This window comes from Arthrobacter sp. Hor0625 (assembly GCF_052567525.1).
Genome location: NZ_CP199586.1, coordinates 1,239,365 through 1,258,759 on the forward strand (window position 1 = coordinate 1,239,365; position 19,395 = coordinate 1,258,759).

The 19,395-nt window shown below is 70.5% G+C and carries 21 protein-coding genes; 11 read left to right on the plus strand and 10 right to left on the minus strand.

All coding sequences use genetic code 11. From position 1 onward, the window contains the following. Positions 1–3 precede the first annotated feature (3 nt). The 5 genes from ACTWLI_RS05615 to ACTWLI_RS05635 form a co-directional block, all read right to left on the minus strand. Positions 4–249 (minus strand): hypothetical protein, encoded by a 246-nt coding sequence (locus ACTWLI_RS05615; protein ID WP_445155674.1) that lies wholly within the window; start codon positions 247–249, stop codon positions 4–6. 141 nt (positions 250–390) lie between these two features. After that, positions 391–1,209, minus strand: coding sequence for an HAD family hydrolase (locus ACTWLI_RS05620; protein ID WP_445155675.1), 819 nt, complete (start codon positions 1,207–1,209; stop codon positions 391–393). Positions 1,210–1,264: 55 nt separating this feature from the next. Beyond that, positions 1,265–1,759, minus strand: coding sequence for a YbhB/YbcL family Raf kinase inhibitor-like protein (locus ACTWLI_RS05625; protein WP_445155676.1), 495 nt, complete (start codon positions 1,757–1,759; stop codon positions 1,265–1,267). Between the two features lie 10 nt (positions 1,760–1,769). Further along, complete coding sequence (locus ACTWLI_RS05630; RefSeq protein WP_445155677.1) at positions 1,770–2,765, minus strand: carbohydrate kinase family protein; 996 nt, start codon at positions 2,763–2,765, stop codon at positions 1,770–1,772. A gap of 60 nt (positions 2,766–2,825) precedes the next feature. Further along, on the minus strand, positions 2,826–4,193 hold the full coding sequence (locus tag ACTWLI_RS05635) for an MBL fold metallo-hydrolase (protein ID WP_445156129.1): 1,368 nt from the start codon (positions 4,191–4,193) through the stop codon (positions 2,826–2,828). 179 nt (positions 4,194–4,372) lie between these two features. Here ACTWLI_RS05635 and trxA point away from each other — a divergent pair, with 179 nt between their 5' ends. Then, positions 4,373–4,738, plus strand: coding sequence for a thioredoxin (gene trxA, locus ACTWLI_RS05640; protein WP_445155678.1), 366 nt, complete (start codon positions 4,373–4,375; stop codon positions 4,736–4,738). 104 nt (positions 4,739–4,842) lie between these two features. Then, a complete protein-coding gene (locus tag ACTWLI_RS05645; RefSeq protein ID WP_445156130.1) occupies positions 4,843–6,036 on the plus strand; it encodes an MFS transporter in 1,194 nt (397 codons plus the stop codon). A gap of 41 nt (positions 6,037–6,077) precedes the next feature. On the opposite strand, the gene nhaA is transcribed toward ACTWLI_RS05645, so the two are convergent. Together nhaA and ACTWLI_RS05655 are read right to left on the minus strand one after the other, a co-directional pair. After that, complete coding sequence (gene nhaA, locus ACTWLI_RS05650; RefSeq protein WP_445155679.1) at positions 6,078–7,439, minus strand: Na+/H+ antiporter NhaA; 1,362 nt, start codon at positions 7,437–7,439, stop codon at positions 6,078–6,080. Between the two features lie 90 nt (positions 7,440–7,529). After that, positions 7,530–8,324 carry an alpha/beta hydrolase gene (locus tag ACTWLI_RS05655; protein WP_445155680.1) on the minus strand — a complete coding sequence of 265 codons (795 nt, stop codon included), beginning with the start codon at positions 8,322–8,324 and terminating at the stop codon, positions 7,530–7,532. Between the two features lie 229 nt (positions 8,325–8,553). Here ACTWLI_RS05655 and ACTWLI_RS05660 point away from each other — a divergent pair, with 229 nt between their 5' ends. After that, a complete protein-coding gene (locus tag ACTWLI_RS05660) occupies positions 8,554–9,660 on the plus strand; it encodes a GTP pyrophosphokinase (protein ID WP_445155681.1) in 1,107 nt (368 codons plus the stop codon). Positions 9,661–9,667: 7 nt separating this feature from the next. Here ACTWLI_RS05660 and ACTWLI_RS05665 read toward each other — a convergent pair whose 3' ends face one another. Beyond that, the gene (locus tag ACTWLI_RS05665; RefSeq protein ID WP_445155682.1) at positions 9,668–10,108 is read right to left on the minus strand and encodes a protein-tyrosine phosphatase family protein; all 441 of its coding nucleotides are present in this window, start codon (positions 10,106–10,108) and stop codon (positions 9,668–9,670) included. Between the two features lie 120 nt (positions 10,109–10,228). Between ACTWLI_RS05665 and ACTWLI_RS05670 the strand changes: the two genes are divergently transcribed. Then, entirely contained in the window at positions 10,229–10,522 is a 294-nt protein-coding gene (locus ACTWLI_RS05670; protein WP_445155683.1) for a DUF4287 domain-containing protein, read from the plus strand. A gap of 21 nt (positions 10,523–10,543) precedes the next feature. On the opposite strand, the gene ACTWLI_RS05675 is transcribed toward ACTWLI_RS05670, so the two are convergent. Continuing rightward, complete coding sequence (locus ACTWLI_RS05675; protein WP_445155684.1) at positions 10,544–12,067, minus strand: SulP family inorganic anion transporter; 1,524 nt, start codon at positions 12,065–12,067, stop codon at positions 10,544–10,546. 139 nt (positions 12,068–12,206) lie between these two features. Here ACTWLI_RS05675 and ACTWLI_RS05680 point away from each other — a divergent pair, with 139 nt between their 5' ends. The 7 genes from ACTWLI_RS05680 (at position 12,207) to ACTWLI_RS05710 (ending at position 18,952) form a co-directional block, all read left to right on the plus strand. Further along, complete coding sequence (locus ACTWLI_RS05680) at positions 12,207–12,635, plus strand: MerR family transcriptional regulator (protein ID WP_445155685.1); 429 nt, start codon at positions 12,207–12,209, stop codon at positions 12,633–12,635. A gap of 136 nt (positions 12,636–12,771) precedes the next feature. Beyond that, on the plus strand, positions 12,772–13,782 hold the full coding sequence (locus tag ACTWLI_RS05685; RefSeq protein ID WP_445155686.1) for a bile acid:sodium symporter family protein: 1,011 nt from the start codon (positions 12,772–12,774) through the stop codon (positions 13,780–13,782). A 329-nt stretch (positions 13,783–14,111) separates the two neighbouring features. Further along, positions 14,112–15,491 carry an MFS transporter gene (locus ACTWLI_RS05690; protein ID WP_445155687.1) on the plus strand — a complete coding sequence of 460 codons (1,380 nt, stop codon included), beginning with the start codon at positions 14,112–14,114 and terminating at the stop codon, positions 15,489–15,491. Next, the gene (locus ACTWLI_RS05695) at positions 15,491–16,024 is read left to right on the plus strand and encodes a hypothetical protein (RefSeq protein WP_445155688.1); all 534 of its coding nucleotides are present in this window, start codon (positions 15,491–15,493) and stop codon (positions 16,022–16,024) included. The genes ACTWLI_RS05690 and ACTWLI_RS05695 overlap by 1 nt, the downstream gene beginning before the upstream one ends. Positions 16,025–16,126: 102 nt before the next feature. Next, positions 16,127–16,735 (plus strand): hypothetical protein, encoded by a 609-nt coding sequence (locus tag ACTWLI_RS05700; protein WP_445155689.1) that lies wholly within the window; start codon positions 16,127–16,129, stop codon positions 16,733–16,735. Positions 16,736–17,060: 325 nt separating this feature from the next. After that, entirely contained in the window at positions 17,061–17,684 is a 624-nt protein-coding gene (locus tag ACTWLI_RS05705) for a copper chaperone PCu(A)C (RefSeq protein ID WP_445155690.1), read from the plus strand. After that, complete coding sequence (locus ACTWLI_RS05710) at positions 17,681–18,952, plus strand: Dyp-type peroxidase (RefSeq protein WP_445155691.1); 1,272 nt, start codon at positions 17,681–17,683, stop codon at positions 18,950–18,952. The genes ACTWLI_RS05705 and ACTWLI_RS05710 overlap by 4 nt, the downstream gene beginning before the upstream one ends. A gap of 61 nt (positions 18,953–19,013) precedes the next feature. Here the strand turns inward: ACTWLI_RS05710 and ACTWLI_RS05715 are convergent, their stop codons facing one another. Next, positions 19,014–19,310, minus strand: coding sequence for a putative quinol monooxygenase (locus ACTWLI_RS05715; protein ID WP_445155692.1), 297 nt, complete (start codon positions 19,308–19,310; stop codon positions 19,014–19,016). Positions 19,311–19,395: the final 85 nt, after the last annotated feature.

A 19,395-nucleotide genomic window follows, 5' to 3' on the forward strand; every position in this document is an offset into this window, starting at 1 on the left:
GGCTCAGGGGTGCTGCGGCAGGATCTCCACCCCGTCGCTGCAGTGCAGCAGGGTCCGTCCGCCGCCGTCGAGGTCCACCCACACCGTGGTGCGGTCCGTGGTGAGATCGTCCACGAAGCCGCCGGTTTCGTACCCGGGCGCGAGCCGGACGCGTACCCTGTCGCCCTGGCTCAGGCTCTTCCAGTGCGCGTCCGGGTCCACCCGCCGCAGCGGCTGGTCGTCAATGTGTCGGTTGCCGTACCTGGCCATGATTGCCCCACCATCAGTCAGAAGATCCGTTCGGTTCTGCCACCGTAGGGGCCGAAAGTGAACGCAAGTTGGCCGCCGGCTGGGAATCCCGTGACCGCCCCTGTCCCGGCCGCGCTGGCGGGACGGGTGCGGAGGGGGACGTTACGGGAGCCGGACGCCGAGTTCGGCGAGTTTGGCCTCCAGGACCTGGGCGACGCCGTCGTCGTCGAAGTGCGGTGCCTGCCGGCCGGCGGCGCGGATGGCCTCAGGGTGCCCGCTGGCCATGGCGTACCCGTGGCCGGCCCATCGCAGCATCTCGATGTCGTTGGGCATGTCGCCGAAGGCCACCACGTCCTCCGCCTGGACGCCCAGCGAGGCCGCGTAGTCGGCCAGGGTCACGGCCTTGTTGACCCCGGGCAGGGACAGTTCCAGCAGGGCCAGGTTCGGGGCGGAGTGGGTCGCCGCGGCGAGGTGGGCGACGGCGGGCGAGACCTCGGCGAGGAACTCATCCGCGGTTCCCTCCCTGACCACCGCAAGGAACTTCACCACGGCGTCGTCCGGGCGCAGGGTGTCCTGCAAGGGGGCCGGGGTGAACTCGGCCAGCAGCCCGCTGGAGCCGGTGCCGAGGAAGCCGGGCTCCAGGTGGAAGCCGGTCAGCGTTTCCGCGGCGAACAGCGCGGACGGGCGAAGCCGCTGGATGATCCGGCGGGCTTCGAAGACGGCGTCGAGCTCCAGGGCGCGCGCAGAGACCATCCTGTCGGCTTCGAGGTCCCAGACCACCGCACCGTTGGAGCAGATGACGGTTCCGGTGTGACCAAGCCGGTCCTGCAGCGGGTGCAGCCAGCGCGGCGGCCGGCCGGTGACGAAGACGAGCTCCACCCCGGCCTCCCGGCAGGCGTGGAAGGCGCGCACGGTCCGGTCGCTGATCTGGCCGTCGTGGCCCAGGATCGTTCCGTCAATATCACTCGCTACCAGCCGCATACTGCCAGTCTACGTGGGGCCGCGCGGGCCGGTACGACGCCGGTACGGGCCCGGGTCAGTGCCGTTCGTAGATGCCGGTCAGGCTTGCCCGGGCCAGGATGTGCGGGCCGAGCTTGGCCTCCAGCTTGGCTGGTGAGGCGCCCGCGTCGAGGCCGGAGTTCTCCACGTTCAGGGCATAGACGGTGAACACGTAGCGGTGCGGTCCGTGGCCCTTCGGCGGCGCGGCGCCCAGGTAGCCGGCGGAGCCGCCGTCGTTCCGCAGCTGGAACGCTCCCAGCGGCAGACCGCCGCCGTGCCTGGCTCCGGCCCCGGCCGGGAGCGACGTGGCGGTTGCGGGCAGGTCCAGCACCGCCCAATGCCAGAAGCCGTGGCCCGGGGCGTCCGGATCGAAGGCCGTGACGGCGTAGCTGCGGGTGCCGGCCGGGGCCCCGCTCCAGGCCAGCGGCGGGGACTCGTCCTTGCCGCCGGGGCCAGTGGCGGCCCCGCGCTGGGCCGCCGGCAGGATCTGGCCGTCTTCGAAGGTATCGCTGCGTACGCTGAGGCTTGCCATGGCTTCCCTTTCAGTTGCTGGCCGGGCCCGCACTTTCACGGTCCCGGTCCGCGGACGCCCGGTCCGCGGAGTCGCGTTCCATCCGGTTGAGCTCGGCCCGGGTGGGTGGGTTGGCGCCGGCACGCGAGACCGTGACCGCGGCGGCCGCGGCGGCGTGGGCGAGAAGTCCGCGGAGGCTTTCGGCTGAGAGTTCACGGAGCGCCTTGCGGTTCTGCGCCCCGGTGAGCCCCCGGTCCACGATCCCGGACAGCAGCGCGGCCATGAAGGAATCCCCCGCCCCCACGGTGTCCGCGACCTTCACCGCGGGCGCCGGGACCTGGGCCTCGCCGTCGGCGTTGACGGCCCACGGCCCGTCCGCGCCGCGGGTGACCACCACCATGGCCGGCCCCTCCGACCCGCCGAGCGAGAGCCAGCGCCGGGCGGAGTCCAGTGGATCCACGCCGGGGTAGAGCCACGCCAGATCCTCGTCGGATGCCTTGACGACGTCCGCCAGAAGGACGAATTTTTCGGCCTGGTGCCGGGCGTAGTCCGCGTCGGTGATGATGGTGGGGCGGCAGTTCGGGTCGAAGCTGACGGTGCTGGCGGGATGGGCATGCTCGACGGCGGCGAGCACCCCCGCGGCGCCGGGGGCGAGCATCGTGGCGATTGATCCGGTATGCAGCAGGGTGCTTCCCTGCAGCATGAACGGCAGCCGGTCGGTCAGGCCGGGCAGTTCCCAGGCCAGGTCGAAGGTGTAGCTCGCGGCGCCGCCGTCGTCGATCAGGGCGGTGGCCACCGAGGTCGGCAGCTCGTCCGGGCCCATGGGCAGCAGCACGGAACTTGATTTCAGGTGTGCCGCGACCGACTCCCCGTAGGCGTCCTTGCCGTAGCGGCCGATGAACTGCACCGGGTGGCCAAGCCGGGCCAGGCCGACCGCCACGTTCAGGGGGCTGCCGCCGACGTGGGCCTGGATGCCGGTGGAGCGTTGGACCACATCAACCAGGGCCTCGCCAATGACTGTGAGCATGGTCATACTCTGCCAGAGAACCGGCCCGGCCGCGCCTGTGTTGCGCCGGGCGGCGGCACCCTAGGTGCGGGGGGCGGCCTGGTCCATCGGCACGCCGGCGCCCTCGGCGTCGTCGAAGGCGGCGTCGATCTGGACGACGTCACGGCCGGCGCGCTGCAGGAGGCTGGAGGCCACGCCCGCGCGGTAGCCGGAAGCGCAGTGGACCCACAGCTTCCCAGCGGGGACCTCGTCCATCCGCTTCAGCAACTCGTGCAGCGGTATGTTCACCGCCCCGGCCACGCGCGACTGCGCGAATTCGTCCTTCCGGCGCACGTCCAGCACGGTGTCGCCGTCGGCGCGGCCCGAGACCAGTTTTTCCCAGCCCACGCGCGGGTACGAGGCGAGTTCTGCGTCCGGCGCGAGCGCGTGCGGCTCGGTACCGACGGCGGCGTCCGGAGAGTCGATGCCGATGCGGGAGAGGTCGCGGATCGCGTTTTCAACGTCCTCCCGGGAACCGACCAGGGTCAGCTTTTCATCCCAGGGCAGGACCCAGCCGAGGAAGGTCGTGAAGCTGGAGCCGTCGCCGTACTCAAAGCTGACGCTGCCCTTGAGGTGGCTGGTCGAGAACGCCACCCGGTTGCGCACGTCGACAACCCATTCGCCGTCGTGAAGGCGCCGATTCAACTCGGCGGGATCGAGGGACTCCGGGACGGACAGGTCCGGGGCGCCGGGCCCCTGGGTATTGGCCGGGCCCATGTGCGCGTAGTACGAGGGGTAGGCCGTGAGGTTGGCGATCAGCTCCTGGACGAAGTGGTCCTCATCGGGGTCCGTGAGGGCGTGGTTGTCGGTGAGCTGCTCCCCGATGGTGGATTGGTCCGCGCCGGTCGCGGGTCCGGACGAGCAGAAGGAGCCGAAGCCGTGGGTCGGGAACAGCGCGGCGTCCTTCTGGGCTTCCTCGACCAGGCGGCGCACCGACGCGTACTGGTCCCGGGTCAGGCCCTCCGTGTCGGAGGCGGCCACGAGGTCGGTGCGCCCCACGGAGCCGTACAGCAGGCTGCCGCCGGAGAACACCGCCTGCTTCTCACCGTCCTCCGCAATGAAGGACAGGTGGGTGTGGGTGTGGCCGGGGGTCGCCACGGCCCGGACGGAGAACCCGCCGATCCGGACCGTTTCGCCGTCGGAAATCGGTGTCCGTTCGAACTTCACCGGGTCAGCGGCGTTGACGAGGTAGCTGGCCCCGTGGGTCTTGGCCAGTTCCAGGCCCCCGGTCAGGTAGTCGTTGTGGATGTGCGTCTCGGCCACGTGGGTGATGGTGACTTCCGCCTCCCGCGCCGCCTTTTCCACCCGGTCAGTGTCGCGCTGCGGGTCGATCACGAGGGCGACGGCGCCGTCGTGGACCAGGTAGCTGCGGTCCCCCAGCTGCGGGGTATCGATGACGATGACATCCATGGTTGCTCCTTCCAGGTCCGGCGCCGCGCGGGGCCGCCGGGTGCGGGTAAGTCCGGCCGTGATGAACGGGGTCAGCGTGTCCATCATGAAACCCCCCAGGGTATGACCGCAAGGAAACCACGGCAACGGACCTCTCCGTGCGCGTTGTGGCAATACCCCCGGGGGTATATGATGAAGGCATGGCAACCATCGACATTTCCGAAAAGAGCTTCGAAGAAACCATCGCCGGCAACGACATTGTGCTCGTTGATTTCTGGGCGGCGTGGTGCGGCCCGTGCCGCCAGTTCGCCCCGACCTTCAGCAAGGCCTCGGAGTCACACCCCGACGTCGTCTTCGCGAAGGTGGACACCGAAGCCGAACCCGGTCTCTCGGCCGCCGCGCGGATTACCTCCATCCCCACCCTGATGGCCTTCCGCGAGGGCATCCTCGTCTTCTCCCAGCCCGGCGCCATGAACGCCTCCGGCCTCGACCAGCTCCTGACCGCGGTCAAGGGCCTGGACATGGAAGAAGTCCGCGCCAAGATCGCCGCAGCCCCGGCGTCGTGAGCCCGGCCCTCGCCGCCGGCCCTGATCACGACTCCCGCCCCGCCCGCCGCTCCGGCGGGCGGGGCGTTGCCGTGCTGGGGCTGCGCCACAACTTTCCCCAGTTCCTGCTGCTGGTTGCGGTCAACGCCCTCGTCGGCGGAACGCTCGGCCAGGAGCGTACCGTCCTGCCGCTGCTGGCCGGGGAGGTGTTCCACCTCGACCAGTACACGGGCGCCCTGACCTACATCCTGGCCTTCGGCGTGGCGAAGGCCGCCACGAACTACTTTGCCGGGACGCTCTCGGACCGGTACGGCCGCAAGCCGGTGCTGGTCGCCGGCTGGCTGGTCGCCCTGCCGGTCCCGGCGATGCTGATCCTCGGGCCCACCTGGTCCTGGATTGTCGCCGCCAACGTGATCCTCGGCGTCAGCCAGGGCCTGACCTGGTCCACCACGGTGGTCATGAAGATGGACCTCGTCGGCCCCGAGCGGCGCGGGCTGGCGATGGGGTTCAACGAGGCCGCCGGCTACCTCGGCGTCGCCGGCACGGCCCTGTTCACCGGCTACCTCGCCGCTTCCTACGGGCTGCGCCCGGCGCCGTTCCTGCTCGGCGCGGCGTACATTGCCCTCGGCCTGGGCCTGTCCGTGCTCGCCGTGAAGGAGACCCACCGGCACGCCAAGACGGAGGCCGCGAACCACGTCGACGCGCACGCCGGCGCCGGTGCGGCGCTGAGCACCCGCGAAGTCTTCACCCTCACCAGTTTTCGGGACCGCTCCCTCTCCGCGGTGAGCCAGGCCGGGCTGGTCAACAACCTCAATGACGGGCTGGCCTGGGGCCTGTTTCCCGTCCTGTTCGCCGCGGCCGGACTGTCCATTGAACGGATCGGGATTCTCGCCGCGGTGTATCCGGCGGTCTGGGGTGCGGTGCAGCTGGTAACCGGCGCCGCCTCGGACCGGCTGGGACGCAAGTGGCTGATCGCGGGCGGCATGGTCGTCCAGGCCGTCGGGCTGGCCGTCGTGGCGGCGGGCAACGGTTTCGGTGTCTGGCTGGCCGCCGTCGTCCTGCTCGGGATCGGCACGGCGATGGTCTACCCCACGCTGCTGGCAGCCATCGGCGACGTCGCCCACCCGCAGTGGCGGGCCCGGTCGGTCGGGATCTACCGGCTCTGGCGCGACGGCGGTTTCGCCGCGGGCGCGCTGCTGTCCGGGCTGCTCGCGGACGCCTACGGCATTCCCGCGGCGATCGCCGTCGTCGCCGCCCTGACCGCGGCGTCCGGGCTGGTCGTGGCGGTGCGGATGCGCGGCGGCGACCACCTCCGCTAGCCGCGGCTAGCGGCGCCACGGCCGTGGCGGCCGTAGGCCGCTTAGCGCTCCGCGCGGCCCTCCTGGTAGACGTCCGGGATCCCGTCGTGGTCCGAGTCGCGTTTCTCCTCTTCCTCGGCAAGGCGGTACTGCCGGTTGCGGGTCTTGAGCACCGCCGTCGCCAGCAGCGCCGCCAGCAGCGAGGCCGAGAGGATGCCCACCTTGGCGTGGTCGTCCTGGATGCTGCCGTGGCCGAAACTGAGTTCCGCCACGAGCAGCGAGACGGTGAAGCCGATGCCGGCCAGGATGGAGACACCAAAGACGTCGATCCATTTGAACGACGCGTCGAGCCGGGCCTTCGTCAGCCTGGTGAGCAGCCAGGTGGTGCCCAGGATGCCAACCGGTTTGCCCACCACGAGCGCCAGGATGATGCCTACGGCGACCGGGTCCGTCAGGGCCGCGCCCAGCCCGTCCCAGCCGCCCACGGCCACTCCGGCGGAGAAGAAGGCGAAGACGGGAACGGCCACCCCGGCCGAGATCGGCCGGAACCGGTGTTCGAAGATTTCCGAAAGGCCGGGGCCGGCCTCCGGGCCGCCGCTGGCCTGGGAGCGCAGCACCGGGATGGCGAGGCCCAGCAGCACCCCGGCCACCGTCGCGTGGATGCCGGACGCGTGGACCAGGGCCCAGGTGGCCAGGCCGAGCGGCAGCAGGATGAACCAGGCCGCCGGGGCCTTCAACCCGAAGAAGCGCCGGTAGCGGTGGGCCAGGTAGGTGTAGAGCGCCAGCGGAACCAGGGCCAGCAGCAGGGGTGCCGGCTGGATATCGCTGGAGTAGAACAGCGCAATGATGGTGATCGCGATCAGGTCATCGACCACGGCGAGGGTGAGCAGGAAGATCCGCAGCGCGCTGGGCAGGTGGGAACCGATGATCGCCAGCACCGCCACGGCGAACGCGATGTCGGTGGCGGTGGGGATCGCCCAGCCGCGCAGGGTCTCCGGGCTGCCGAAATTGACTACGACGTAGATCACCGCCGGGACGAGCACGCCGCCGGCGGCCGCGGCAACGGGCACGACCGACTTGCTCAGCTCACGCAGGTCACCGGCGATGAACTCGCGCTTGAGCTCGAGGCCCACCAGGAAGAAAAAGATCGCCAGCAGGCCGTCCGCCGCCCAGGCGCCCAGGCTCAGCTTCAGGTGCCAGGGCTCGTAGCCGACCTTGAAGTCACGCAGCGCAAAGTAGCTCTCCGACGCCGGCGAGTTGGCCCAGAGGATCGCGGCCGCTGCGGCAGCCACGAGCAGGGCCCCGCCGACCGTTTCCTTGCGGAGGATCTCGCCGATGCGCAGGGATTCGGCGTAGCTGCCGCGGCCGAAGATGGTCAGGCGCGGTTTCCCGGGCCGGGGTACGGGCGGAGGGGTGTGGCTCATGCGGGAGTCCTCAAAATTGGGTCGACTGAACTATGCCGACCAGACTTCCCGGCGCACCTGGTGCCAGTCTACCGGCCTGCGGCGCCGGGCTCAGCCCAGCAGCTGCTGCACTAGCTCCCGGCATTTGCGGTAGGCGGGGGCCTTCGGATCGATCAGGGCGAAGTGGTCACCCGGGACCTTCAGGAGCTGGACCGGCGCGCCGCCGGCCTTGGCGGCGGCGGCGTACGCCTCCGAGAGGCTGAGCGGCACGGTGTCGTCGTCACAGGCGTGCACGGCGTACACCGGGACCCGGAGCGGGGCCGCAGTGATGGGGTCGGCGTACTTATGCCGTTTGGGGTATCTTTCCGAGGAGCCGCCCATGAAGTTGCTGACCGCCCCGTTGCTCAGGTTGAGCCGCTCCGCGGCGGCGAGGTCCAGGACGCCGGACTGGCTGACGACCCCGGTGAGCTGCACCGCGCCGTCGCCGTCGTTGCGCTGAAGCTGGCGGTCGGCGTCGGCGGCGCCGATCTTGTCCAGCCGGCTGCGCCCGGCGGCCCAGACCGCGAGGTGGCCGCCGGCCGAGTGGCCGAGGGCGACGACACGGTCCAGGCCAAAGCCGTGTTCTTCGGAGAGGTCCTGCAGCTTGTCGATCCCTGCGAGCACATCCGCAAAGGTGTGCGGCCAGCCGCCGCCGTTGCCGGCCCGCCGGTATTCCAGGTTCCAGGCGGCCATCCCGTGTGCGGCGAGGTCCTTGGCCAGCGGCTCGCCGAGTTCGGCACCGTACTGCGACCGCCAGTAGCCGCCGTGGATCACCACCACCACACCCCGGGGCGTGGCCGTATCCGGGAGGAACAGTTCCCCCCACTGGCTGGGATCGTCGCCATACTGGTACTTCTGCCGCTTCACTGCGTCCTCCTTGGGGCCAGGTGAGCACACGGCGACCGCCCCCGGAGTCGCCGCCGCTGCGGTCGCAGGCAAAGCCCGACGCCGCACATCAGCCATGTGCAGAGCCTACCGTGGGCCCCGCCCGGCGCCGGGAAGGTTGCGGGGAAGCCCGTTTCGGCCGTCCACCGCGGACGGCGCAGGGAATGTGCGGACGGCCATCCTGTCGGGGCTTCGCCGTAAGCTAGGGCGCATGGCTAGCAACTGGGACCGCTTGGACCCCGCACTGCGCACCTCCGTACAGGAGAATGTGGAACTCTACGAGCGGGTCCGCCCTGCCCTGAAGCTGGTGACCCGCGAGGTGTTGCTGACGCTGCGGGCCATGCTCAAGGGCACCGAGGTGACGCCGTTGTTCGTCACCGGCAGGACCAAGACGGTGGAGTCGTTCCGCGAGAAGATCTCCCGCACGGAGGAGCCGCTGGAGCCGGGCGGGCCGCCGGTCCTGAAGTTCCCGGACCCTTTCCGCACGCTCAATGACATGGTCGGCATCCGCGTGATCACCAAGCTTCCGGCCGAAAATGCCGTCGTCGCCAACCTGATCAAGCGCCAGCGCCAGCTCTTCGACTGCCGTGGCGACCGCGAGAAGGACATCGGCTCGATCGAGTCCGGCACCTACGGCTACTCCAGCCGGCACCTGATCCTGCGGACCATCCAGAACGAGGCGGTCAAGGAGTACCAGCAGGTCTTCAACCCGGAAATCCAACCCAACGGCAGCTACTTCTTCGAGTGCCAGATCCGCACGGTTTTTGCGCATGCCTGGAGCGAGATCGAGCACGACATCCGGTTCAAGGCCGAAGATCCGCGCGCCTGGACCCCGCAGTTCGACCGGCAGTTCACCGCGACGGCGGCCATGCTGGAAACCGTGGAGAGCGCCTTCGCCGACCTGCACGAGCGCTACGAGGAAGTCCGCGGCTACTGGGACATGGACGGCGAGGGCGCGGCGCAGCTGACGCCGAACCGGATCCGGGACGTCTGGCGGACCCTGCTGCCGCACGTGGACCGCAAAGTCGACGACGACTGGGGCTGGGCCGCGGAGCTGATGGCGGCCCATGGATTGAACCAGACCGTGCAGCTTGCGGGGCTGCTCAGCGCCAACCGGATCACCGAGGTCCGCAAGGCCCTCGACCACCGGTACTCCCCCGGGCCGGACCGATTGCTGGATGACCTGTTGCTCTGGGAGTACGGCACTGCCCACATCGACCTCACCGCGGAACCGGCCGACGCCGTGCCGCATCCGCGGCGGGACAGCCTGCTGCGCCGGCTCAAGCAGATCGAGCGTTACCGGCTGACCCAGGGCTAGGGACGCCTCAGGACTCCGGCCCGCGGAACCGGGTGACATAGCGCCGCTGCCACGGGGTTTCGACGGCGCTGCGGCGGTAGTTGCGCCGGACGAAGGCGACGGCGTCGGCGGGCGGGACGCCGTCGAGCACCGCAATGCAGGCCAAAGCGGTGCCGGTCCTCCCCCGGCCGGCCCAGCAGGCAACCTCCACGCGTTCGGTTGCCGCCCGGCGCCAGGCCTCACGGAAGGCGTCCAGGGCGTCGGCGTCGTCGGCGGGAAGGTGCAGGTCCCGCCACCGCACCCAACGGGACTCCCACACCGTCTGCCGGGGCGGGCTGCCCAGCAGGTACAGCCCGAACTCCGGCTTCGGCCCGACCGGGAAGGGCGCCAGCAGGCCCCGGCCGCGGATGAGGCGTCCGGATGGAAGGCTGAGCACCCCGGGCGCCCCCGGCTGCCACGTCTGCGCCATGGGATCGAGCCTAGTCCGCTTTTTAGGGGCCGGAAGGGTCTGGCCGGAACCGGGCGGGCGTGCCTAGAGTGGCCGGAAATCCAGCACCGTTGAACTCCTGCCCCTCGAAAGGACACACGGATGTCGTTCCAGGCATACCTCGACACGATCGAGGACAAGACCGGCCTCACCCCGCGCCAGCTCCTCGACCTCGCCCGGGAGAAGGGATTCGACGGCGCGTCCGCGAAGGCCGGGGAGGTCCTGGACTGGCTGAAGGCCGACTACGGGCTGGGCCGCGGCCACGGCATGGCCCTGGTCCACGTGATCCGGCACGGCCCGGCGATCAGCAGCAAGCACGTGGGGGCGACCGGCGCGCACTCGGACGCGTCGGACCGGCTGTGGCTGGACGGCAAGGCCACCAACCCCGCTTCCTAGCGCACCGCGGTCCGCCGGACACTAGTGGCCGGCGCCGAGCTTCCCGCCCAGGCGGTCGCGCATCAGGACACTGGCGTCGTTCAGGCCGACAACCTTCACGTCCTTGCCGTGGTGCCGGTACTTCTCGGTGATGGCGTCCAGGGCGGCGATGGTCGAGGCGTCCCAGAGGTGGCTGCCATGCATGTCGATGACCACGTGCTCGGGGTCCAGCGCGTAGTCGAACTGGGTGTAGAGGTCGTTGGAGGAGGCGAAGAACAGTTCCCCGTCGACGGCGTACGTGGCCGTTTCATGGCCGTCGACGGTGGTGACGGTGCGCTTGACCGTGACGAAGTGCGCGACGCGGCGCGCAAAGAGCACCATGGCGACAATGACCCCGACCCCGACGCCGACGGCCAGGTTGTGGGTGGTGACGGTGCCAATGACGGTGGCCACCATGACAGCGGTTTCGCTCTTGGGCATCATTTTCAGCGTCCGCGGCCGGATGCTGTGCCAGTCGAAGGTTGCGACCGAGACGAAGATCATCACGGCCACCAGCGCGGCCATGGGGATCAGGGCGACAACGTCACCGAGGGCCACCACCAGGATGAGCAGGAAGACACCGGCCAGGAAGGTGGAGATCCGGGTCCGGGCGCCGGAGGCCTTGACGTTGATCATGGTCTGGCCGATCATCGCGCAGCCGCCCATGCCGCCGAAGAAGCCGGTGACGATGTTGGCTGCGCCCTGGCCCCACGCTTCGCGGCTCTTGGGCGAGCGGGTGTCGGTGATGTCGTCGACCAGCTTGGCCGTCATCAGGGATTCGAGCAACCCCACGAACGCCATGGCGAGGGCGTAGGGGAAGATGACCTGCAGGGTTTCGAGGGTCAGCGGCACGTTGGGGATGAAGAATGTCGGCAGCGAGTCGGGGAGGTCACCCTTGTCGCCCACGGTGGGGACGGCGACGGCGGCGAAGACGGTGATCAGCGTGAGGACCGCGATGGCCACCAGCGGGGCGGGGACTGCCCGGGTCAGCTTCGGCAGCCCGAAGACAATGGCCAGCCCCAGTGCGGTGAGGGGGTAGACCAGCCACGGGACGCCGAGCAGCTCGGGGACCTGGGACATGAAAATCAGGATGGCAAGGGCGTTGACGAAGCCCACCATCACCGAGCGGGGAATGAACCGCATCAGCTTCGCCACGCCGGACAGTCCCAAAATGACCTGGAAGATGCCGGCGAGGATCACGGCGGCGACCAGGTAGTCCAGCCCGTGGGACTTCACCAGCGGGGCGATGACGAGGGCGACGGCGCCGGTTGCGGCGGAGATCATCGCGGGCCGGCCGCCGACGATGGAGATGGTGACGGCCATGGTGAAGGAGGCGAAAAGGCCGATCCGGGGATCAACGCCGGCGATGATGGAGAAGGCGATCGCTTCCGGAATCAGGGCCAGGGCGACGACGAGCCCGCCGAGGATCTCGGTCTTCAGCCGACGCGGCGACTTGAGTGTCCCCGGCACGGACTGGAGCTGTTCGGGGGTAAGGACCGGGGTGTCCCCGGCGGTTCTGACGGCCATTGCTGGCTCCGTTCGTGGTCAAGAAGGCGCGCGACAGCGGCTTCGTTTTGCAAATGATCGAGGAGCGCAGCGCCGCGCCAGAAGGAGGGGGAATGAGTCCGAAACTCTCACCCCATACCTAAAACCCTACCCTAACGTGATGGTAGAGTTTAACTCCGAGCGGACGGAGACCTTCATGACGGCGAAAGCCACCAGCACCATGCACATCGGCGAACTGGCCGAGCGCACCGGATTGTCGCTGCGCACCATCCGGCACTACGACGACGTCGGGTTGCTGCCGGCGACCGCTCGCACCGAGGGCGGCTTCCGGGTCTATTCCGAGGCGGACGCCGAGCGCCTGATGGTAATCAAGCAGATGAAGCCGCTGGGGTTTTCACTCGACGAGATGGCTGAGATCCTCGGCCTGATCGGCGCGGAGGGTGCTAGCCCGGCGGCCGCTGCCGGGCCCGCCCACGAAGCCCGGCTGGCCGAGTTCCTGGCACGGGCCGAGCACCAGCGCGCCAAGATGGCCCGCAACCTGGCCCAGGCCGACGAGTTCATCGCAATGCTCGGCCAGCGAACCGCCTGACGCCCCCTCGAAAGACCCTGGGCCCGGCCCGCACCCGGCTTCACAACCCCAGCGACGCAGCTTTAAATCTGACATAGTCGTCCGCCCAGTGGTCATAAAGTGGCCGCATGGCGGACCCTGGTGGCACCATGCTTGGATGCTTGAGGCAACCAAATCACCCGAATCCGCTCCGGAGTCCCGCACCGACGCGGAGGCCCCGGTCAATCCGGCCCTCGCTGCCGAGGCCAAGATCGCCCGCATCGCGGTCACCGTCTTCCCGCTCCTGGTGGTCGTCGCCGGCGTCGCCGGATTCCTCCTGCCGGGCGCCTTCAAACCCCTCGCGCCGAGCGTCCCGTACCTGCTCGGCATCATCATGTTCTGCATGGGCCTGACGCTGACCCCGCCGGATTTTGCCTCCGTGGCGAAGCGTCCGTGGGCCGTGGTGCTGGGCATCGTGGCGCACTACGTCATCATGCCCGGGGCAGGGTGGCTGATCGCGCAGGCGCTGCATCTACAGCCGGAACTCGCCGTCGGCCTGATCCTCGTCGGCTGCGCCCCCTCCGGCACCGCGTCGAACGTGATGGCGTTCCTGGCCAAGGGCGATGTGGCCCTGTCCGTAGCCGTCGCCTCCGTCTCCACGCTGATCGCCCCGATCGTTACCCCGCTGCTGGTGCTGTTCCTGGCCGGGTCCTACCTGCAGATCGATGCCGCCGGCATGGTGCTGGACATCGTCAAGACCGTGCTGCTGCCGGTGGTCGCCGGCCTGCTGGCGCGATTGTTCCTAAAAAAGCTCGTCGCCAAGGTGCTGCCGGCCCTGCCCTGGGCCTCGGCCGTGGTGATCTCGCTCATCGTCGCGATTGTGGTCGCGGGAAGCGCGAACAAGATCGTGGACGCCGGCGGCATCGTCTTCCTCGCCGTGGTGCTGCACAACGGCTTCGGCCTGGGCCTGGGCTACCTGGCCGGCAAGCTCGGGCGCCTGGACGACAAGGCCCGCCGGGCCCTGGCCTTTGAGGTGGGTATGCAGAACTCTGGCCTCGCGGCGACGCTGGCCACGGCGCACTTCAACCCGCTGGCGGCCCTGCCGTCGGCCGTGTTCTCGCTCTGGCACAACATCTCCGGCGCGATCGTGGCCGCCTTGCTGGCCCGCCGCCCGCTTCGCGACGCCTGAACCGCCGGCCGCGGGGGCCGCTTCCCCGCCCGGATACAGCGATTGCTCCGTACTTGCCGTTGTGAGGTTTCCAAACGGCAAATACGGAGCAATCGCTTTTAAGGACCATTCCCGACGCCGGGCTGGGCACCGGCGTCGGGGTTGCCTAGGCTAGTCGTTGCAGGTGCAGCGCTGCTCCTGGGGGACGTCGGCCAGAACCGAGTCGACATGCTCGCCGCAGCCGGCCCAGGTGATTTTTCCGCAACGATTACAACGAACTGCAGCGCACATAGGAACTCCATTCTTGGTGGCGCCGCGGTCGCAGCACCCTTGGTTCCCAATAATACCCCATGGGGTATATTGAAGTCATCCCCGGGGAGGGGATCCACCCCGGAAGCATCGAAGGACACCCCATGCAGATCGAGGAACCACCGGCCGGCGCTGCACCGCGCGTCCCGGACGCACCCGGCACGCCGCCGGCCCCGACTCCGCCGCCGGCCCCGGAGGCCGCCCGCCTGCAGCGCCGGGTGATTCCGGTCCTTGTCGGCGGCCAGATCCTCGGCGGAATCGGCATGGGAGCAACGCTTTCCCTGGGTTCCCTGCTGGCCGCACAGCTTTCCGGGTCCAACGCCTGGTCGGGAATGGCAGCCACCATGAGCACCCTCGGCGCCGCGCTGGCGGCGGTGCCCCTGGCCCGCCTGGCCCAGGCCCGTGGCCGCCGGATCTCGCTCTCCACCGGCGCCCTGGTGGCCGGCACCGGCGCCGTCATCGCCATCACGTCCGCCGCCGTCGGCGTGTTTGCCTTGCTGCTGCTGGGGCTCATGCTCCTAGGCGCGGGATCCGCCGTGAACCTGCAGTCCCGGTTCGCGGCGACCGACCTGTCCCGCCCCGACTCCCGCGGCCGGGACCTGTCGATTGTCGTGTGGTCCACCACCGTGGGCGCGGTCCTGGGTCCCAACCTTTTCGACCCCGGCGAGGCCGTGGGCGCAGCCCTGGGCCTGCCTCCGCTGACGGGCGCGTTCGCTTTCTCCGTCACCGCGCAGTTGGCAGCCGCGGCGGTGTACGCCTCGGGCCTCCGCCCGGATCCGCTGCTGACCGCCATGGCATCCCGCAGGGCCGATCCCGCGGCGCCCCGGCCGCGGGGCGGGCTGCTGGTACTGCGGGGCAACGCCCGCGCGCGCTACGCCGTCGCCGTCGTCGCCCTGAGCCACGCCACCATGGTGGCGCTCATGTCCATGACCCCGGTGCACCTGCGCGAGCACGGGGCCAGCCTGACGGTGGTGGGCCTGACGATCAGCCTGCACATCGCTGGCATGTACGCCCTGTCGCCCGTGTTCGGCTGGATGGCTGACCGGCTCGGACGGCTGCGCACCATCCTGCTGGGCCAGGGCATGCTGGTGGCTGCCCTGATCCTGGCCGGGGTGGCGGCGGACTCCCGCAGCGGCGTCACCGTAAGCCTGGTCCTGCTGGGGCTGGGATGGTCAGCCTCCGTGGTCGCCGGATCCGCCCTGGTCGCCGAGTCGGCGCAACTGCAGGACCGGCCGGCCCTGCAGGGCGTTTCCGACCTGGGCATGAACGCCGCCGGTGCCAGCGCAGGCGCCCTGGCGGGCCCGGTGCTGGCTGCCGCCGGCTACTCGGGCCTCGGGTTCATCTCGCTGGCCCTGGTCGCCGTCGTCGTGGCCTGGACCGTCCTGCAGCCGCGTCGCACCGCCACCGCCAGGGGGCTGTGATGAGTCCGGACAAGCTTCCCGGTTCCAGCCGCAGCGGAGCCCCGGCGGCACCGAACGACGGCGGGCGGCTGCGCCAGCTGCTGCAGGTTCCGTCCCGCTGGACCCGCCGGCGGGTGGCCGTCGCCGTCCTTGCCGCCTTCGGGGCCGCAGGCTTCCTGCTGGCAGCCACCGGCCTGGCGGCCGAAGGCACCGACTGGGTCGGCTGGGCGGTGGTTGCGGCCGCGTCCGCCCTGGCAGGCGCCCTGGCCGGCAGCTACGTGGGGGCTCCGATCGGCGCGGCAGCCACGCTGTGCGACCTCCGCTGGCCGATCCTGGGCCTGCTGGGCGTGGTCTGGGCGGTGTCGCCACGGGAAGCGCCTCCGCTGGCCCAGGCCGCCGTCGGCCTGCTCGCCCTCGCCGTCATGGGATGGGCCCTGTCCGCCCGGCTGGAGTCGGAACGCAGGGCGACGCTGGCCGGCCCTGCACCGGACACCGCCGAGGCGTGCACGGACTGCCGCCCGCTCTTCCCCGCCAGGCCGCGACGGCAGGACTGACACCCCCGGGCCGGCCCAAAGCCGGCCGCCCGGTCCCAGTGTGGCCGGCGGCAACGGGGTCTTCGACAGCCGGTAGAATACGAGAGGACTCTGGAGGAGAACATGACGGCACCTGGACTGCGCCTGGCACGTGGCTGGAGCGGCGCCCTCGCCGCTACCGCCATCGCCGCCACGTCGCATGTCCTGGCCGGCGGGACCCTCCCGGAAGCTCCCCTGCTCGTGCTCATCCTGGCGCTGTCCGGCCTGGCGTTCACTACCCTCAGCGGCCGCGGCCTGTCGCTCTGGCGGCTGTCAGCGGGGGTCATCCTCAGCCAGGGTCTTTTCCACTGGCTGTTCAGCGGGGCCGGCGCCCCGCACCCCGCCGCGCAATCCGCCGTCGGCCACCAGGGGCACCTCGCCGTACTGGAGCCTGCCGCCGCGACGGCCGGCCAGGCCATGGACCACGCGGCGCCGCTGATGTGGGCCGGCCACGCCCTCGCCGCTGCCTTGACCATTGCAGTCCTGCGGCGCGGCGAGGTCACTGCCGTCCGGCTGGTGGACGCGCTCCGCCTGCGGGTGACTGCCTTCCTCCCCCTGTTCCAGCCGTTGCCGCCGGCGCCTTCCGCCGTCGAACCGCCCGCCGGGCGGCCCGTGCAACCGCTGCCGAACCTCGGCGTGCCCCTCCTGGTGATGCGCCACCGCGGACCACCCGCCGGCGCCAGCGCAGCCTAGGCGCAGGAACCCCTCAGCGGCCCGTGCCGCACGCACTGCCTCCGGCCCTCCCCCGGCCGGCAAGTGCGCCCGCATCCCTGCTCGTCCGCGCCCCGGTTCGGGGCCGGTCTTCGCCCTGCGCTTTTCGTGCCCTCAGTCCGCGCAGCCACGGTGCGCCATGCACTTCCTCCCCGCGGACGGGCAGCACCCGGCGCACCGCGCAACCCGGCCGTCCCCGGCCGAGCCCGGTCCCGGCACCCCTGCGCCCCGCTGCGACCGCAGCCGGGCGAAACGACCTTATCCGGCGACCCCAGAAGCCGCCGCACACTCTTGAGGAACACCACACATGAACACGAACATCACCTACCCCGCCCTCACCCTCCTCGCCGCCGCGGCGCTGGCGCTCAGCGGATGCGCGGCCTCGGCGCCTGCGCCGGGTCAGTCCGCAACCGGTGCTGCCAGCCAGGCTGCGGCCGGCCAGGCGGGGGCCAGTCAGGCCGGCGCCGTTGACGGCCTGGCCGTCAGCCAGCCGTGGGTCAAGGCTGCGGCCTCCGGGATGACCGGCGCGTTCGGCGTCATCCGGAACACCACCGGCGCCGACATCACGGTGACCGGCGCTTCAACCCCCGCGGCACGCATGGCGGAGCTGCACGAGACCGTCGCCGGAGCCAGCGGCGGGATGCAGATGCGGGCCAAGGAGGGCGGCTTCGTGATTCCGGCCGGCGGCGAACTGAAACTGGAGCCGGGCGCTAATCACGTCATGCTCATGGGCCTGACCGGACCGGTCAAGGCGGGCGACGAGATCACCTTCACGCTGGAGCTGGCGGGCGGCGGAACCTTCACCTTCACCGCGTTGGCCAAGGACTTCCGGGGCGCCAACGAGAACTACGTGGAGGGCGACTCAGGCATGATAGGCCACCAGCCCTCGTCCGGAAGCACCGCCAGCCCGTCCCCCTCGGCGAACAAATGACGGGCCGGACACCCCGCTCCGTGGAACCGCCGCAGCCCGGCGCGGCGGGGAAGGCACCGCGCCACCTGCCGCGGCGCGGCCTGCTGTTCGGCGGCGCCGCGGCCGGCCTCGGTGCGCTGGCTGCCGCGGGGACGCAGCTTGCGGCGGCCGGCCAGACGACGGCGCCCGCGGCCGGCTCGACGGAGGCCGTCCATGGCGGCGGCCTGGTGGCCTTCCATGGCGAGCGGCAGGCGGGCATCGACACTCCGGCCCAGGCGCACGCGGTTTTTGTTGCGCTTGACCTGCGGCCGGGCACGTCCCGGGAGCGGGTGAAGGCGCTGCTGCGGCTGCTCAGCGACGACGCCGCGAACCTGTGTGCCGGCCGCCCGGCCCTGGCCGACACCGAGGGTGAGCTTGCCCAGGTACCCGCGCGGTTGACCATCACGTTCGGCTTCGGGCCGGGCCTGGTGGCCGCGGTCGATCCTGCCCGGGCTCCGGACTGGCTGAAACCGTTGCCGGCGTTCAAGATCGACCGGCTGACGCCCGGGTTCAGCGACGGCGACCTGCTGCTCCAGATCTGCGCCGATGACCAGGTCACCGTGGCCCACGCCCAGCGCATGCTGCTCAAGGACAGCCGCAGCTTCGCCACCGTCCGCTGGGTGCAGGCAGGTTTCCGGCGGTCCTACGGCAGCGAAAAGCCCGGAACCACCATGCGGAACCTCTTCGGCCAGCTGGACGGGACCTCCAACCCCGTGCCGGGGAGCACCGACGTCGAGCGCGTGGTCTGGGGACGCGGCGGCCACCCTGCGTGGGTGGACAACGGAACGTCCGTGGTGGTCCGCCGGATCGCGATGAACCTGGACAAGTGGGACGAGGTGGACCGCGTCGGACGGGAAGAGTCCGTGGGCCGCCGGCTGTCCAACGGCGCACCGCTGACCGGGTCGCACGAGCACGACGAGCCCGACTTTGCGGCGCTGTCCCCGCACGGGTTTCCCGTCATCCCGGACGTCTCGCACCTGCGCCGGGCGCGCCCTGATGACCCTTCGCAGCGAATCTTCCGCCGGGCGTACAACTACGATGCCGTGCCGGGAGCCGGCGGGGTCTCGGACTCGGGTCTGATCTTCGTGTCCTTCCAGGCCGACGTCGCCCGGCAGTTCACGCCGATCCAGCAGCGGCTCGCCGAGGCGGACATGCTCAACCTCTGGACGACGCCGGTCGGCTCGGCCGTGTTCGCCGTCCCGCCCGGTTGCCGGGAGGGCGGGTTCATCGGGGAGCAATTGTTCGCCTAGGAACCAGCCGCCGGTGCCGGTCCCTCCCGTGCTGTCCGCGGGAAGCCCAGCACCGGCGGCCTCAGCCGATGCTGGCGGCCTCGTCGAGGGTCCGGGCTTCGAAGTGTTCCAGCATCGGCTGCATGGCCTCGAGACCGTTCTTGAACGTCGCCGAGGCCCGCCACTGCTCCACTTGCTCGAGGGATTCCCAGGGGCCGGTGCTGATGAAGCGGTTCCGGACATCGTGGTCATGCATCAGCACGGCCTTCGCGTTCGGGTAATCCTCCTGGGTCTTCCGGGCCAGGTCCCGCCACGCCTGCACGAAATCGTTCTCCCGGCCGGGGTGGACCAGCCAAATTCCCAAGGTGTAAACCGACACGTCGATCGCCTCCAGAGCTGTGCGGGGTAGATAGGCCCGATTATGTTCCTCGGCCGGCGGCCGCGGTAGGGCCGGCCCGCCCCGC